The 16,799-nt window shown below is 41.4% G+C and carries 9 protein-coding genes; 7 read left to right on the top strand and 2 right to left on the bottom strand.

Features of this window, described 5'->3' with window-relative positions; genetic code table 11:
* Positions 1-678: 678 nt before the first annotated feature.
* The 4 genes from H6G41_RS28755 (at position 679) to H6G41_RS28740 (ending at position 6,473) form a co-directional block, all read left to right on the top strand.
* Entirely contained in the window at positions 679-2,058 is a 1,380-nt protein-coding gene (locus H6G41_RS28755) for a CmpA/NrtA family ABC transporter substrate-binding protein (RefSeq protein WP_190751042.1), read from the top strand.
* A gap of 139 nt (positions 2,059-2,197) precedes the next feature.
* A complete protein-coding gene (gene ntrB, locus H6G41_RS28750; RefSeq protein WP_190751041.1) occupies positions 2,198-3,037 on the top strand; it encodes a nitrate ABC transporter permease in 840 nt (279 codons plus the stop codon).
* A 115-nt stretch (positions 3,038-3,152) separates the two neighbouring features.
* Positions 3,153-5,156 (top strand): nitrate ABC transporter ATP-binding protein, encoded by a 2,004-nt coding sequence (locus tag H6G41_RS28745; protein WP_190751040.1) that lies wholly within the window; start codon positions 3,153-3,155, stop codon positions 5,154-5,156.
* Between the two features lie 450 nt (positions 5,157-5,606).
* Positions 5,607-6,473: a nitrate ABC transporter ATP-binding protein gene (locus H6G41_RS28740; protein WP_190751039.1), complete on the top strand. Its 867-nt coding sequence runs from the start codon at positions 5,607-5,609 to the stop codon at positions 6,471-6,473.
* 186 nt (positions 6,474-6,659) lie between these two features.
* On the opposite strand, the gene H6G41_RS28735 is transcribed toward H6G41_RS28740, so the two are convergent.
* On the bottom strand, positions 6,660-6,800 hold the full coding sequence (locus tag H6G41_RS28735) for a hypothetical protein (RefSeq protein ID WP_206756957.1): 141 nt from the start codon (positions 6,798-6,800) through the stop codon (positions 6,660-6,662).
* Positions 6,801-6,865: 65 nt separating this feature from the next.
* Here H6G41_RS28735 and H6G41_RS28730 point away from each other — a divergent pair, with 65 nt between their 5' ends.
* The 3 genes from H6G41_RS28730 to H6G41_RS28720 all read left to right on the top strand — a co-directional run bounded on the left by H6G41_RS28730 (position 6,866) and on the right by H6G41_RS28720 (position 15,407).
* Positions 6,866-9,310, top strand: coding sequence for a CHAT domain-containing tetratricopeptide repeat protein (locus tag H6G41_RS28730; protein ID WP_190751036.1), 2,445 nt, complete (start codon positions 6,866-6,868; stop codon positions 9,308-9,310).
* A gap of 150 nt (positions 9,311-9,460) precedes the next feature.
* Positions 9,461-12,145 carry a CHAT domain-containing tetratricopeptide repeat protein gene (locus tag H6G41_RS28725; protein WP_190751034.1) on the top strand — a complete coding sequence of 895 codons (2,685 nt, stop codon included), beginning with the start codon at positions 9,461-9,463 and terminating at the stop codon, positions 12,143-12,145.
* Positions 12,146-12,611: 466 nt separating this feature from the next.
* Positions 12,612-15,407, top strand: a complete 2,796-nt coding sequence (locus H6G41_RS28720; RefSeq protein ID WP_190751031.1) for a tetratricopeptide repeat protein — start codon at positions 12,612-12,614, stop codon at positions 15,405-15,407.
* Between the two features lie 638 nt (positions 15,408-16,045).
* On the opposite strand, the gene H6G41_RS28715 is transcribed toward H6G41_RS28720, so the two are convergent.
* Positions 16,046-16,747, bottom strand: a complete 702-nt coding sequence (locus tag H6G41_RS28715) for a TIGR02117 family protein (protein ID WP_190751029.1) — start codon at positions 16,745-16,747, stop codon at positions 16,046-16,048.
* Positions 16,748-16,799: the final 52 nt, after the last annotated feature.

The raw sequence follows: 16,799 nt of genomic DNA, 5'->3' as shown, positions 1-16,799 counted from the left end.
ATTTAGTCGAAGAAACTTCCAAATATAATAAAGAATAGGAAGTGGTTCGCGATAATCTATCGCGAACCACTCTTTCTTTTCCACATCCCGTGAAAAGTCAGCTCAATATTTCTGTATTTACCTGTAAATTACTACAGCCCAACTATAAGCTGTTTGGCTTTTCTATCTGTTTACATTAGTTTATGAGTCAAACTGCTAATTATATATTCATACAATGATTATTATTGAAAATTTGCGTAAATGATGATTGTAAATGACATGCAAAGAAGCTAAAAATATGCATTCATCAATTATAAATAATTGAATCCATAGAAAAGAATTTATGTATTAGAACTTGACAGCAACTTTAGAGGCGAAAGATAAAATTTTACTTATATATCCAATCTAATATTTATTTAAGAATCAGAGGATCAAAGTTAACCATTTCTACTGGAATCCCTGTAAACTAATTTTTAACAAGTTAAGTGATACTTACTCCGTTGCCCAAACTCTAATCTATTCATTCCCAAAGTTTTTTTGATAATTACAACAGTTGCTTTCGCCATTCCTTTACGGAATGACGAAATTCTGTGTAGCTAAAATAGTTCAAATCAACAATTAAGACATGCAAAAAACAGTTATTTTTCTTGTCTTAATTGTCATAAATAAAAACTTACATTGCAATTTTAAGGAGATACCATGACGGAATTTTTCAATCAATTTTCTCGCCGCAAATTTATCATAAACGCCGGAGCTTCTGCGGGTGCGGTATTCCTCAAAGGCTGTTTGGGTAATCCTCCTGAAGATGTTGGCGGTGGTGGCTCGACACAAGCAGCAGCTCAGCCAGTAGCAAATATTAGTCCCGAACAAAAACCAGAAACGGCGACAGTTAAGTTGGGATATATCCCAATTGTGGAAGCAGCACCGTTAATTATTGCGAAAGAGAAAGGCTTTTTTGCTAAGTATGGCATGAGCAATGTTGAACTTGCTAAACAAGCTTCTTGGGGTGCAGCTAGAGATAACGTAGAAATTGGTTCTGCTGGTGGTGGGATTGATGGTGGTCAATGGCAAATGCCTATGCCGCATTTAATTACAGAAGGTTTAATTACTAAAGGTAATAAACCAATTCCTATGTATGTATTAATGCAGTTAATTACACATGGGAATGGGATTGCGATCGCAAATAAGCACCAAGGTAAAGGTATTAGTTTACAGTTAGCTAGCGCTAAGTCCATATTTACCCAACTAAAGTCTTCTACACCTTTCACCGCCGCTTTCACCTTCCCCCACGTTAACCAAGATTTGTGGATTCGCTACTGGTTAGCAGCAGGTGGCATAGATCCCGATGCAGATGTGAAATTACTCACCGTACCTGCGGCGCAAACCGTCGCCAACATGAAGACCGGCACAATGGATGCGTTTAGTACAGGCGATCCTTGGCCTTTCCGCATTGTCAAAGACAAAATTGGCTACATGGCTGCATTAACCGCAGAGATTTGGAAGAATCATCCCGAAGAATACTTAGCTATACGAGCCGATTGGGTAGATAAACATCCCAAAGCAACCAAAGCCATACTCAAAGGCATCATGGAAGCGCAGCAGTGGTTGGATAATTTTGATAACCGCAAAGAAGCTGCACAAATTCTTGCTGCTCGTAATTATTTCAACCTTCCCTCACCAGAAATTTTGGCAGATCCCTATCAAGGTAAATATGATATGGGTGATGGTCGCAAAATTGATGATAAAACAATGGCGGCTTACTACTGGAAAGATGAAAAAGGTAGCGTTTCTTATCCCTACAAGAGCCATGATTTATGGTTCATTACAGAAAACGTGCGCTGGGGATTCTTACCCAAAGATTACATCGCCAATGATGCGGCTAAAGCCAAAGAGTTAATTAATAAAGTTAACCGCGAAGATATTTGGAAAGAAGCTGCGAAAGAATTAGGCATTGCGGCGGCTGATATTCCCACAAATACATCTCGTGGTGTTGAAGAATTTTTTGATGGCAGTAAATTTGACCCTGAAAAACCAGAAGAATATCTCAAGAGCCTCAAGATTAAAAAGGTCAGTGTTTAGTCAACAGTCAGCCGTCAACAGTCAACAGTCATTATCTCAATTTATTTATTCCCATTACCAATCCTAAATGACTGCTGACTGATAACAAACTACCAAATACCAAAAGCCAAATACCAACATTAATAGGAGATAAGAGTTTATGACAATTGCGCAAAAACGCCCAGCCAACCCTAAGTTTGATAACAGTTTTATATCCCGGTTGCAAAAACAATTTCCTGATTTTGTACCACCTGCGATCGCTATCTTCATATTTCTGGCTGTGTGGCAACTGTTTGCTTGGACTCCCGGCGCTACATTACCAGGGCCAATTCAAGTTATCACAGACACTTGGATATTGATTTTGTATCCTTTTTATGACAAAGGCGGCACAGATAAAGGTCTTTTTTGGCAGATTTGGGCAAGTCTCCAACGGGTAGCAATTAGCTATACGCTAGCAGCAATTGTTGGTATTGGTTTGGGTATTTTGATTGGGGTGAATCAAACAATGTCTAAAGCATTAGACCCCATCTTTCAATTATTACGAACTGTACCACCTTTAGCTTGGGTTCCTATTTCTTTAGCAGCTTTACGCCAAAACGAACCAGCAGCTTTATTCGTAATCTTCATCACCGCAATTTGGCCGATATTAATTAACACTGCTGTGGGTGTAACTCAAATTCCTCAAGATTACAACAACGTTGCTAAAGTGCTGCAATTAAGCCGCAAAGAATACTTTACAAATATCTTAATTCCTGCAGCATTACCTTACATTTTCACAGGTTTAAGAATTGCAATTGGTTTGGCTTGGTTAGCGATTATCGCGGCAGAAATCGTTATGTCCGGTATTGTCGGGATTGGCTTCTTTATCTGGGATGCTTATCAAAATAACAACGTCAGCGAAGTTATTTTGGCTCTAGTTTATATCGGTGTAGTTGGTTTACTCCTCGATAAATTAATGGCTTGGGTACAAAACCTAATTTTACCAGCAGAGCAGAAATAATTATTAGTCAATGGTCAATAGTCAATAGTCAATAGTTATTTGACTACTGACTATGGTTAAAGGACAAATAACAACTGACAACTGACAACTGACAACTGACAAAGGACAAATAAAAATGAGCGTATTCGTTGCTGTCGATCAAATTGATAAGGTATTTGAGTTAACTGGTGGCGGTCAATATATTGCCCTGAAAGGAATTGACTTACAAATTAGAAAAGGTGAATTTGTTTCTTTAATTGGTCACTCTGGTTGCGGTAAATCTACGCTGTTAAATATGATTGCCGGGTTAGATTTACCATCGGAAGGTGTGGTTACTTTGGAAGGACAAAGAATCACCAGACCAGGCCCAGATAGAATGGTGGTATTCCAAAACTATTCTTTATTACCTTGGCGGACTGTTAGAGAAAATATTGCTTTGGCTGTGGATTCCGTGATGAAAGGAATGCCGGCTGCGGAACGCAAAGCTGTTGTCGAGAAACATATAGATATGGTGGGTTTGCGTCCCCATGCTGATAAACAACCAGGGATGTTATCTGGGGGACAAAAACAACGGGTTGCGATCGCGCGCGCTTTGGCAATTCGTCCTAAACTATTATTGCTAGATGAACCCTTCGGTGCGTTAGATGCACTTACACGGGGGAATTTGCAAGAACAATTAATGCAAATCTGCGAAGAAAACGAAGTCACCGCAGTTATGGTGACCCATGATGTAGATGAAGCAGTATTGTTATCTGACAGAATTGTCATGTTAACCAATGGCCCCGAATCGAAAATTGGTGACATCCTAGAAGTAGATATCCCCAGACCCCGCAAACGGATGGAAGTAGTAGAACATCCCAGCTACTACATTTTGCGCAGCGAGATGATTTACTTCCTCAACCAGCAGAAACGCATCAAGAAAATCCGGGCGCGGAAAACAGCGAATATTTCTCGTCATGGTTTAGAAAAAGTTAACTTAGAAATTGGCTTCTTACCCCTCAGCGCTTGCGCACCTCTAGCTGTTGCTAAAGAAAAAGGCTTTTTTGCCAAGCATGGTTTAGATGAAGTCAACCTAGTCCGGGAAACAAGCTGGCGCGGGATTGAAGATGGTATCACTGGCGGTTACTTAGATGCAGCCCAAATGCCTTCGGGTATGCCCATGTGGTTAACATTGGGCGGGCATAAAAATCAGCCAGTACCCGTAGTTAGTTCCCTCACCATGACTCGTAACGGTAACGCTATTACCTTAGCGAAACGCTTTTACGACCAAGGTGTACAAAGCTTATCAGACTTTAAAAAATATCTTTTACGTACCCGCGAACAACGCCACATCATGGGGGTAGTGCATCCCGCATCCATGCACAACTTACTGCTGCGTTACTGGCTAGCAGCTGGCGGAGTTGACCCCGATATTGATGTGGATATGAAGACCATTCCCCCAGCGCAGATGGTCGCCGACTTACAAAATGGTAGTATTGACGGTTACTGCGTCGGCGAACCTTGGAACTACCGCGCCGCATCTGAAGGTGTTGGCTTTACCGTAGCCACAGATTTAGAAGTTTGGCTAGGACACCCCGGTAAAGTTCTCGGTGTCCGGGAAGACTGGGCGGAAGCTTACCCCAATACCCATATTGCCTTAACTAAAGCCTTACTAGAAGCTTGCGTTTACTGTGCAGATCCCAAAAATGCTCAGGAAATTAGAAGGATCACAGTCAGTAGGGATTATGTCAGCACCGATATAGAGTATATTCAACTCGAAGATCCGGAAAATTTAAGCTGTGATTTAGACCACCCCTTACGGGATTACGCCCATCACCAATTTTATTCCGAGTCGGCAATCAACCGCCCCAGCCGTACCGAACAAATTTGGATTATGAGCCAACTAGCGCGGTGGGGTGATACTCCCTTCCCTAGAAACTGGGTAGAAGTTGTCGAAAGAGTTTGTCGCGTCCGCGTCTTCAGCACCGCCGCCAGAGAATTAGGCTTAGATATCAGCTATACTCGCCAACCGATTCAGCTATTTGATGGTAAACCATTTAACGCTGACGATCCAATCTCCTATCTCAACAGTTTAGACATTAAGCGCGACTTCTCCATTGCTGAAGTCATCCTTGATGCACCGCGCCGAACAGCAGCGTAGGGGGAATTCAAAATTCAAAATTCAAAATTCAAAATTCAAAATAATTTTTCCACATTGTAGGTTGGGTTAAACGGAGTGCAACCCAACAAACCGCGAAAATGTTGGGTTTCGCAAAGCCTCAACCCAACCTACATAATTTCAGTTTTGTACTCGGTTAACGAGGCTCAGAAGTTCATTAATGAGGTTCAAAGACTCATTAATCAGCCTCAAAGACTCATTAATCAGCCTCAAAGACTCGTTAATCAGCCTCAAAGACTCATTAATCAGCCTCAAAGACTCGTTAATGAGGTTCAAAGACTCATTAATCAGCCTCAGAACCTCATTAACGAATCCCAAAAACTCAATAGCCCTCTTTTATTCTCTCTACCTCTGCGCCTCCGCGCCTCTGCGTGAGACAAATTCCTAAAACCCCCGCAACACCACCTTAATCTCTCACCTTTCTTTACCCCTATGCAAAACCGCAACTTAAGACTAGCCGAAAATCCCAGAGATACACAAAGAACAAGCTACGCCAGTGGAAACAGCCGTCAGCCTTTCCTAGAAATTAGAGACGTTTCTAAAGTTTACCCCACCAAAAAAGGCCCCTTCACCGTACTGGATGGCGTTAATCTCAACGTTGAAAAAGGTGAATTTATTTGTGTAATTGGTCACTCTGGCTGTGGTAAATCCACTCTATTAAATATGGTGTCGGGTTTTAACTTTCCCTCATCAGGGCAAGTACTCCTAGAAGGTCAACCCATCACCAAACCAGGCCCCGATAGAATGGTGGTGTTCCAAAACTATGCTTTGCTTCCCTGGCGCACAGCCTTTGAAAATATTTATCTAGCTGTAAATGCAGTGTATCCTGAAAAACCAGAACAGGAAAAAAGAGCGATCGTCCGGGAACATTTGGCAATGGTGGGACTGGGGGATGCAATGGAAAAGAAACCAATGCAAATGTCCGGTGGTATGAGACAGCGCGTTTCCATCGCCCGTGCATTGGCGATTCGTCCCAAAGTTTTGATTTTAGATGAACCTTTTGGGGCATTAGATGCAATTACCAAAGAAGAATTACAAGAAGAATTACTGAAGATTTGGGGTGATAATCGCTGCACAGTACTGATGATTACCCATGATATTGATGAAGCGCTATTTTTAGCCGACAAATTAGTAATGATGACCAATGGCCCCCACGCCAAGATTGGGGAAGTCTTGGAAATACCATTTTCTCGTCCACGCGATCGCGCCCGCATCATGGAAGATCCACAATATTACAAGCTGCGCAACTATGCGCTGGACTTCCTATTTAACAGATTTGCCCACGATGACGTAGGCTAAAATGTCCCCCCGACACAACAAAGAAAGGTTAGCACCGAGTCAAAAATAAAAGGTTTAGCTTTCAAGCTACTTTTTATTTTTGGCTTTTTTTTTATGAGTGTAGTTTTCTCGCTTACCCGATATATCGCCCGCAGGCTGGAAGCCTGGGGCTAACGGTACGAAGCCCACCTTCGTGGGCTGATTTATTTAGCCCACGAAGGTGGGCTTTGTAGGATTAGCCGCACCCTTATAGGGTGACGGCGGAATTACGGGATCAGCGAGGGGTGTTACCCCAGTTTCGCCAGCAGCATCACAACAATTAATCTTCATGCCAAAAACAAATTTCATCAAAACTGCATATCCTAAGCCATCACAGAGATATATGTTACTGACAGGAAACCTTAGTAACATCCATGAAGATAAACAAAATCGCACTTCTTACCCTCATTACCCTACTCATTACCATTGGACAAGCGCCCATCAACCACAGCGCAATTGTGGGAATAACTCAGGCATCAGCCCAAACTCCACAGGCGCGGAAAGCAGAAGCAGATACATTGTATAACCAAGGTATTCAGCAGTATCAAACTAGTCAATTTGAAGCTGCATTGCGATCGTGGCAACAAGCACTGATTATTTACCGAGAAATCAAAGACCGTCAAGGCGAGAGTTGGGCGTTGGGTAATCTCGGTAGTGCTTACCATTATTTGGGAAACTACCCAAAAGCGATTGAGTACTACTCAAAAAGATTAGCGATCGCCCGTGAACTTAAAGACCGCAACGGCGAAGGACAGGCGCTGAATAATCTCGGTGTTGCTTATCAAGATCTGGGAGACTACCCAAAAGCGATTGAGTACCTACAACAGAGTTTGGCGATCAAAAGGGAAATCACAGACCATAAAGGTGAGGGAAACACCTTGGGTAATCTCGGTAATGTTTACTATGCCTTAGGAGACTACAACAAAGCCATTGTGTACCAGCAGGAATGGTTAGCGATCGCCCGGCAAATTAAAGACCGTCATAGCGAAGCAAAGGCGCTGGGTAATCTTGGTATTGCTTACGATGCCTTAGAAGACTACAACAAAGCCATTGTGTACCACAAACAGAGTTTAGTGATTTTCCAACAAATTAAAGACCGTAATAGCGAAGCAACCACTTTAGGAAATCTCGGTCTTGCTTACTATGCTTTGGGAGAGTACAAAACAGCCATTGAGTGCAACCAGCAGAGTTTAGTTATTTTCCAACAAACTAAAGACCGTGATGGCGAAGCAACGGCGCTGGGTAATCTTGGTATTGCTTACTTCTTTTTGGGAGACTACCAAAAAGCCATTGACTACTACCAGCAATACTTAGCAATTGCCCGTGAAATTCAAGATAGATTAGGCCAGGGACAGTCTTTAAACAATCTAGGATATGCTTTTTACAAATCTGGTAATCTCCTCGCAGCAGAGAAAACTCTGTATGAGGCAATTAAGGCTTATGAATCTCTGCGCGATAAAAAGTTAGCTGATACTAACAAAGTCTCACTTTTTGACAAGCAAAGCAGCACCTACACAAATTTACAACAAGTCCTCATTGCCCAAAATAAAACTGATGCTGCTTTAGAAATTTCTGAACGCGGTCGTGCTAGGGCGTTTGTTGAGTTGTTAGCATCTCGTGTATCTACTAATAATAAACAGGCTGATAAATCACCCCAATCACCTAAAATTGCTGCGATTAAACAAATTGCTAAACAGCAAAATGCCACTTTTATTCAATATTCTATTATTTATGATTATTTCAAAGTTGCAGATAAACAACAATTGAAAGAATCAGACCTCTATATCTGGGTTGTTAAACCGACAGGTGAAGTAATATTCCGCAAAGTTGACCTTAAATCTCTGTGGCAAAAAGATAATACAACCTTAGAGAAATTAGTTACCCAAAGTCGTCTAGGTATTGGTATGGTTAGAGGTGGACGCGCTGGTGGTATTATTGCCAGTCAAAATCCTGATGCGGCAAAAGTACAAAAACCATTACAAAAACTGCATGACATCTTAATTAAAGATATCGCCGATCTATTACCTAAAAATCCTAGCGACCGGGTTATTTTCATTCCTCAAGATTCTTTATTCCTCGCTCCTTTTCCAGCTTTGCGCGATGAATCTGGTAAATATTTAATTGAAAAACATACTATTCTCACCGCCCCAGCAATTCAAGTGTTAGATTTTACCCATCAATTAGGGCAGGGGAAAAAAACTAATTATAATAATGCTCTCATTGTCGGTAATCCAACTATGCCTGTAGTGTCTACAGAACCGGGTCAACCTGCAACAAAGTTAAATCCACTACCAGGGGCGGAACAAGAAGCAAAGACGATCGCCAATTTATTAAAAACTAAGGCAATTCTCGGTAAAGATGCAACTAAAGCCAATATTCTGCAACGCTTATCAACAGCAGATGTGATTCATTTAGCTACCCACGGTTGGGCGGATGATAACCGGGGTTTGGGTAGCTGGATTGCCCTTGCACCATCGGCAAAAGATGATGGTTTACTTAAAGCTGAAGAAATATTAGATTTAAAATTAAAAGCTCAATTAGTAGTTCTCAGTGCTTGCGAAACCGGGAAAGGTAAACTTTCCGGTGATGGGGTGATTGGGTTGTCACGTTCCTTAATTTCTGCGGGTGTTCCTAGTGTGCTGGTTTCCCTGTGGCAAGTACCGGATGAACCGACACAATATTTAATGGTGGAGTTTTATAAGAGTTTGCAAACTCAGCCTGATAAAGCGCTGGCTTTGCGTCAAGCGATGTTGAAAACAAAAGAAAAATTCCCTTCTCCTGTGAATTGGGCGGCGTTTACTTTGATTGGCGAAAGGTAATTATATATTTGCCGTTGTTGAGACTACATTTGCTATTTCGACATACTCAAATGACAATCACCAACTGACAAAGAAAAACTTTACCAAAACTGCATAGCCTAAACCATCACGGAGATATATGTTACTGACAGGATTACCTCAGTAACACCGATGAAAATACGCAAAATCGCACTGATTACCCTCATTACCCTACTCATCACCATTGGACAAGCGCCCATCAACCAAAGCGCCATTGTGGGAATAACTCAAGCGTCAGCGCAAACCCCACAGGCGCGGAAAGCGGAAGCATACAAACTATTTCAGCAAGGTAATCAGCAGTATGATGCTAGTCAATTAGAAGCGGCATTACAATCGTGGCAACAAGCACTAATTATTTTCCGAGAAATCAACAACCGTCAAGGTGAAGGTGCAGTGCTGGGTAATCTCGGTCTTGTTTACTATGATTTAGGAGACTATCAAAAAGCCCTTGAGTATCATCAGCAGAGTTTAGCGATCGCAGTTGAAGTTAAAGACCGTCAAGGAGAGGGACGATCATTAGGTAATCTCGGTATTGTTTATCACGCTTTAGGCGACTACAAACAAGCGATCGCGTACCTCCAGCAAACTTTAGCGATCGCTGTGGAAATTAAAGATAGATTCAGTGAGAGTAATGCACTCTCGAATCTCGGTCTTGCTTACGCTGCGTTGGGTGATTACCCAAAAGCTATTGATTACCATTCCTCAAGTTTAGTCATTGCTAGGGAAATCAAAGACCGTTTTGCAGAAGGTAGATCCCTGAGTAATCTCGGTGCTGCTTATTATTCTTTGGGAGACTATCAAAAAGCTATTGATTACCAACAACAGAGTTTAGCGATCGCCCAACAAATCAACGACCGAGTAGGTCAGGTAAAATCCTTAAGTAACCTCGGTGTTACTTACTATTCTTTGGGAGACTATCAAAAAGCGATTGATTACCAACAACAGAGTTTAGCGATCGCGGTGGAAATTAAAAATCGATTAGGTGAGGGAAACGCCCTGGGTAATATCGCTAATGCTTACTATGCGGTGGGAGACTACAAAAAAGCAATTGAGTACTATCAACAGAGTTTAGCGATCGCCCAACAAATCAAAAACCGCTTAGGGGAGGAACAGTCTCTAGGTAATATTGGTTTGGCCCTTGAGGCTTTGGGAGATTATCAAAAAGCAATTGACTACTATCAACAGAGTTTAGCGATCGCCCGTGAAATTAAAGACCGATTAGGAGAAGGAAACGCCCTGGGTAATCTGGGTAATGCTTATCTGGCTTTAGGAGAATACCCCAAAGTTATTGAGTACCAACAACAGAGTTTAGCGATCGCCCAACAAATCAAAAATAGTAGTGGTGAGAGTGAATCTTTAAACAATTTAGGGCTAGCTTTCTACAAACAAGGTAATTTTCCCGCTGCTGAGAAAACATTATATGAGGCAATTAAGGTTAAAGAATCTCTGCGAAATCAAAAATTATCTGATACCAATAAAGTATATCTTTTTGACACCCAACGTAGCACCTACAGAATTTTACAAAAAGTTCTCATTGCTCAAAATAAAACTGATGCAGCTTTAGAAATTGCCGAACGTGGTCGGGCTAGGGCGTTTGTTGAGTTGTTAGCATCTCGCCTATCTACTCAAAATCAACAGACTAATCAATCATCTTCATCACCCACAATTGCCCAGATTAAGCAAATTGCTAAACAGCAAAATGCCACCCTTGTGCAATATTCTATTATTTATGATGATTTCAAAGTAGCAGGTAAACAACAATCGAAAGAATCAAACCTTTATATCTGGGTTATTAAACCAACAGGTGAAGTTACATTCCGCAAAGTTGACCTGAAATACTTATGGCAAAAAGATAATACAAATTTAAATGAATTAGTTACCCAAATTCGCACAGGAGTTGGTGCTTTTAGAGGTAGAAATGCTGGCGGTATTTTACCAGTACAAAATTCTCAGTCTGCTAAAGGTAAAAAACCCTTAAAAAAATTGTATGACATCTTAATTAAAGATATCGCTGATTTATTACCAAAAAACCCTAGTGAACGAGTTATTTTCATCTCTCAAAGTTCTTTATTCCTTGTTCCTTTCCCAGCTTTGCGCGATCAACAAGGTAAGTATTTGCTGGAAAACCATACCATCCTCACCGCCCCAGCAATTCAAGTATTAGATTTTACTCAAAAATTAGGACAGGGGAGAACAACAAATTATAATAATGCCCTAATTGCCGGGAATCCCGTTATGCCTGTAGTCTCTACGGAACCAGATCAACCTGCAAGACAGTTAGATTCACTACCAGGGGCGGAACAAGAAGCCAAGACGATTGCTGATATGTTAAAAACTAAAGCGATTCTTGGTAAAGATGCGACTAAAGCCAATATTCTGCAACAGTTATCCACAGCAGATGTGATTCATTTAGCTACTCACGGATGGGCTGATGATAACCGGGGTTTAGGTAGCTGGATTGCGTTAGCACCATCTGGTAAAGATAATGGCTTACTCACGGCTGAGGAAATATTTGATTTAAAATTAAAAGCTCAATTAGTTGTTCTTAGTGCTTGTGAAACGGGGAAAGGTAAACTTTCCGGTGATGGGGTAATTGGGTTGTCGCGTTCCTTAATTTCTGCGGGTGTTCCTAGCGTGCTAGTTTCTCTATGGCAAGTACCGGATGAACCAACACAATATTTAATGGTGGAATTTTATAAGAGTTTGCAAACTCAGCCAGATAAAGCACTGGCTTTGCGTCAAGCGATGTTGAAAACGAAGGAGAAGTTTCCTTCCCCCGTTAATTGGGCGGCGTTTACCTTAATTGGTGAAAGGTAATCTGCAATTGATCGCATTTACAGGTTTTGTGAACCAATTTATAGCTTTTTTTATGAGCGTGGAAATGCATGTAGGGGCACGGTACCGATCACCTGTGTCAACTTAAGCTAAAAGCTATATACGGCGCGTGTTGTATAAAAACCCTCGCCCTCATCCCCTCACCCCTTCTCCCCCTGGAGAAGGGGAATTAAATCTCTTGCTCCCCTCTCCCGGTGGGAGAGGGGTTGGGGGTGAGGGGAAAAACCTTGCCACCAAGCGGGTTTCACGTTAAGTTGACACCAATGGGCACCGATCAAATATCTGTATCAGCGAAAATCTGTTGATGCGGTGCCCCAACCAACCAACGATGTGGGTAATGTAACATTGTTTTGCTGCCGTTGATGCCAAAAACAAATTTCACCAAAACTGCATAGGCTTTGCCATTACAGAGATATATGCTACTGACAAGATTACCGCAGTAACACCCATGAAGTTACAGAAAATCGCACTTGTTAGCCTAATCGCCCTACTCACCACCATCGCCCAAACACCCATCAACCTACCCACAGTGGGAATAACCCAGGCGTTAGCCCAAACCCCACAGGCGCGGAAAGCCGAAGCTGATAGACTGTTTAATCAAGGTAATCAGCAGTATCAAACCAGTCAATTTGAAGCTGCATTACAATCATTGCAACAAGCACTAATTATTTACCGAGAAATTAAAGACCGTCAAGGTGAGGGTGGGGCGTTGGGTAATCTCGGTCTTGCCTACTTTCAGTTGGGAGACTACCCAAAAGCGATTGAGTACTTCCAGCAGCACTTAGCGATCGCCCGTGAAATCAAAGACACATTCGGCGAAGGTGCAGCACTGGGTAATCTCGGTATTGCTTACGGTGCATTGGGAGACTACCCAAAAGCGATTGAGTACTTCCAGCAGCACTTAGCGATCGCCAAACAAATTAAAGATAGACTAGGCGAGAGTGCGGCGCTGGGTAATCTCGGTCTTGCTTACAAAGCGTTGGGAGACTACCCAAAAGCCATTGAGTATCAGCAGCAGAGTTTAGCGATCGCCAAAGAAATTAAAGATAGACTAGGCGAGGGACAGTCCCTGGGTAATCTCGGTATTGCCTACTTTCAGTTGGGAGACTACCCAAAAGCGATTGAGTACCAGCAGCAGAGATTAGCGATCGCCAAAGAAATTAAAGATAGATTAGGCGAGGGACAGGCGCTGGGTAATCTCGGTATTGCCTACTTTCAGTTGGGAGACTACCCAAAAGCGATTGAGTACCACCAGCAGAGATTAGCAATCGCCAAAGAAATTAAAGATAGACTAGGCGAGGGACAGGCGCTGGGTAATCTCGGTAATGCTTACTATGCATTGGGAGACTACCCAAAAGCGATTGAGTACCACCAGCAGAGTTTAGCGATCGCCACAGAAATTAAAAATAGATTAGGCGAGGGTACGGTGCTGGGTAATCTCGGTAATGCTTACTATGCATTGGGAGACTACCCAAAAGCGATTGAGTACCACCAGCAGAGATTAGCAATCGCCAAAGAAATTAAAGATAGACTAGGCGAGGGACAGTCCCTGGGTAATCTCGGTAATGCTTACTATGCATTGGGAGACTACCCAAAAGCGATTGAGTACTACGAGCAGAGTTTAGCGATCGCCAAACAAATTAAAGATAGATTAGGCGAGAGTCAGGCGCTGGGTAATCTCGGTAATGGGTACATTTCTTTGGGAGACTACCCAAAAGCGATTGACTACCAGCAGCAGAGATTAGCGATCACCAAAGAAATTAAAGATAGATTAGGTGAGGGACAGTCTTTAAACAATCTAGGATATGCTTTCTACAAACAAGGAAATCTTTCCGCAGCAGAGAAAACTCTGTATGAAGGAATTAAGGTTTATGAATCTCTGCGAAATAAAAAGTTAGCTGATACTAACAAAGTCTCATTTTTTGACACCCAAAGCAGCACCTACAGAATTTTACAACAAGTCCTAATTGCCCAAAACAAAACTGATGCTGCTTTAGAAATTGCTGAACGTGGTCGCGCTAGGGCGTTTGTTGAGTTGTTAGCATCTCGTGTATCTACTAATAATAAACAAGGTGATAAATCACTGCAATCACCGACAATTACCGATATTAAACAAATTGCTGAACAGCAAAATGCCACTTTCATTCAATATTCTATTATTTATGATGATTTCAAAGTAAGAGGTCAACAACAAAATAAAGAATCAGACCTTTATATTTGGGTTGTTAAGCCTACAGGTGAAGTCACATTCCGCAAAGTATATCTTAAACTACTGTGGCAAAAAGATAAGACAACTTTAGATGAATTAGTTACCAATAGTCGGATAAATATTGGTGCTCTTAGGGGGTGCGGCGGTATTGTTGTTAGTCAAAATCCTGATGCTGCAAACGTTAAAAAGCCATTACAACAACTGTATGATATTTTAATTAAAGATATCGCCGATTTGTTACCAAAAAATCCTAGTGAGCGAGTTATTTTCATTCCTCAAGGTTCTTTATTTCTTGCACCTTTCCCAGCTTTACTTGATGAACAAGGTAAATATTTAGTTGAAAAACATACTATTCTCACAGCCCCAGCAATTCAGGTGTTAAAGTTTACTCATCAATTAGAGCAAGGGAGACAGACTAATTATCATAATGCTTTGATTGTTGGTAATCCAAATATGCCTGTAGTATCTACAGAACCAGGTAAACCGGCAACACAGTTAATTTCACTACCAGGGGCGGAACAAGAAGCAAAAACTATTGCCGATTTATTAAAAACTAAAGCAATTCTGGGTAAAGATGCAACGAAAGCCAATATTCTGCAACGCTTATCTTCAGTCGATGTAATTCATTTAGCTACTCACGGATGGGCTGATGATAACCGGGGTTTAGGTAGCTGGATTGCGTTAGCACCATCGGGTAAAGATGATGGTTTACTCAAAGCTGAGGAAATATTAGATTTAAAATTAAAAGCGCAATTAGTAGTTCTCAGTGCTTGTGAAACCGGGAGAGGGAAACTTTCTGGTGATGGTGTGATTGGGTTGTCGCGTTCCTTAATTTCTGCGGGTGTTCCCAGCGTGTTAGTTTCTCTATGGCAAGTACCGGATGAACCGACACAATATTTAATGGTGGAGTTTTATAAGAGTTTGCAAACTCAACCAGATAAAGCGCTAGCGTTGCGTCAGGCGATGTTGAAAACAAAAGAAAAATTCCCTTCCCCCGTTAATTGGGCGGCGTTTACTTTGATTGGCGAAAGGTAGCCAGACTTCAGCTTCTGTTCTCCCAAGGGGAGACGCTGCACTCATACCAATTCCAGAAAAAAATGAGACAGATGGGTAAGTTGGGTATAAGGTCGTGAAACCCAACAATTACAAGACTTTGGCGTGTTGGGTTTCGTTCCTCAATCCAACCTACATCTGACTTAAAAGGCTTTGATTGTCAGGATTTTATAGAAAATGCGTATGCATTTGTTACTCCGGCGTATGCATTTGTTACTCCAGCATATGCATTTGTTACTCCGGCGTATGCATTTGTTACTCCAGCATATGCATTTGTTACTCCGGCATATGCATTTGTTACTCCGGCATATGCATTTGTTACTCTGGCATATGCATTTGTTACTCCGGCGTATGCATTTGTTACTTCGGCGTATGCATTTGCGGCTTTTACTGAACTAGTTATCCATCAAGGGCGAATATCTCATACCAATTCCAGAAAAAAATGAGACAGATGCGTAGGTTGGGTTGAACAGAGTGAAACCCAACAATTGCAAGACTTTGGAGTGTTGGGTTTCGTTCCTCAACCCAACCTACATCCACATCATATTTTTTGTGAAATGGTATCAACCCAACTCACACCGCCTCAATTCCTTGACCATTGACCATTGACTATTGACTAATCACTGACATCCACTTCTTAATTGCAACATAATAGCCCCAGAAAGCCCACCCCAAAGCGGAGTATTAACATCAGCTTGTCTTAAAGCTTCTGCCGTCCAATTATTACAATTTCGTAATATTGAATAACTACCAAAGGCATCATAAAAGCCAGCATTAGCAGTATGACCATTACCAATGCGGATCACTCTACCGCGATCGTCTACCTTAAAAGTACCTTGAATAAATTTTATCAATTGCAAATAGTTATTTTTATTAACTTTAATACATTTAACCTCTAGATTATCTGGTATTAATTGATAACCTTTAACATATAGTACCGCAGGAGTAGGTAAAAATAAAGCTTTAAAAGTAGTAGACAATTGTAAATCTGCCATAGAAGGCGTTGACATATAAAAAGCGCGATCGCCCCAACCAAAACTGAGATAATTGTAATCATTTAAATTATCTATGCCTATGCCCTCTACAGGTATATACTTGCGCCAATCAAAAACATAATTCTTTGTTGGTAAAATTATATTAGAATGAATACCTGTATTAGAAATACAAACATCTAAATTACAATTATCTTGCGGCTGATAACTCCATTTCCTAGGGATGAGTACACCAAAAGTTAATAAAGCTAGACTAAATATACACCACCTCAAAAAGTAACGCCGACAATATAAAAACACGTAAAAGATGAAGCTTTGAGTAAATTTCATAACAATGATTACATCTAAGTATAAGAAGATAAATAACACAAATCACTATTAC

Source organism: Tolypothrix sp. FACHB-123, assembly GCF_014697075.1.
Lineage (GTDB): Bacteria > Cyanobacteriota > Cyanobacteriia > Cyanobacteriales > Nostocaceae > Aulosira.
This window is presented reverse-complemented; position numbering and strand designations above follow the sequence as displayed.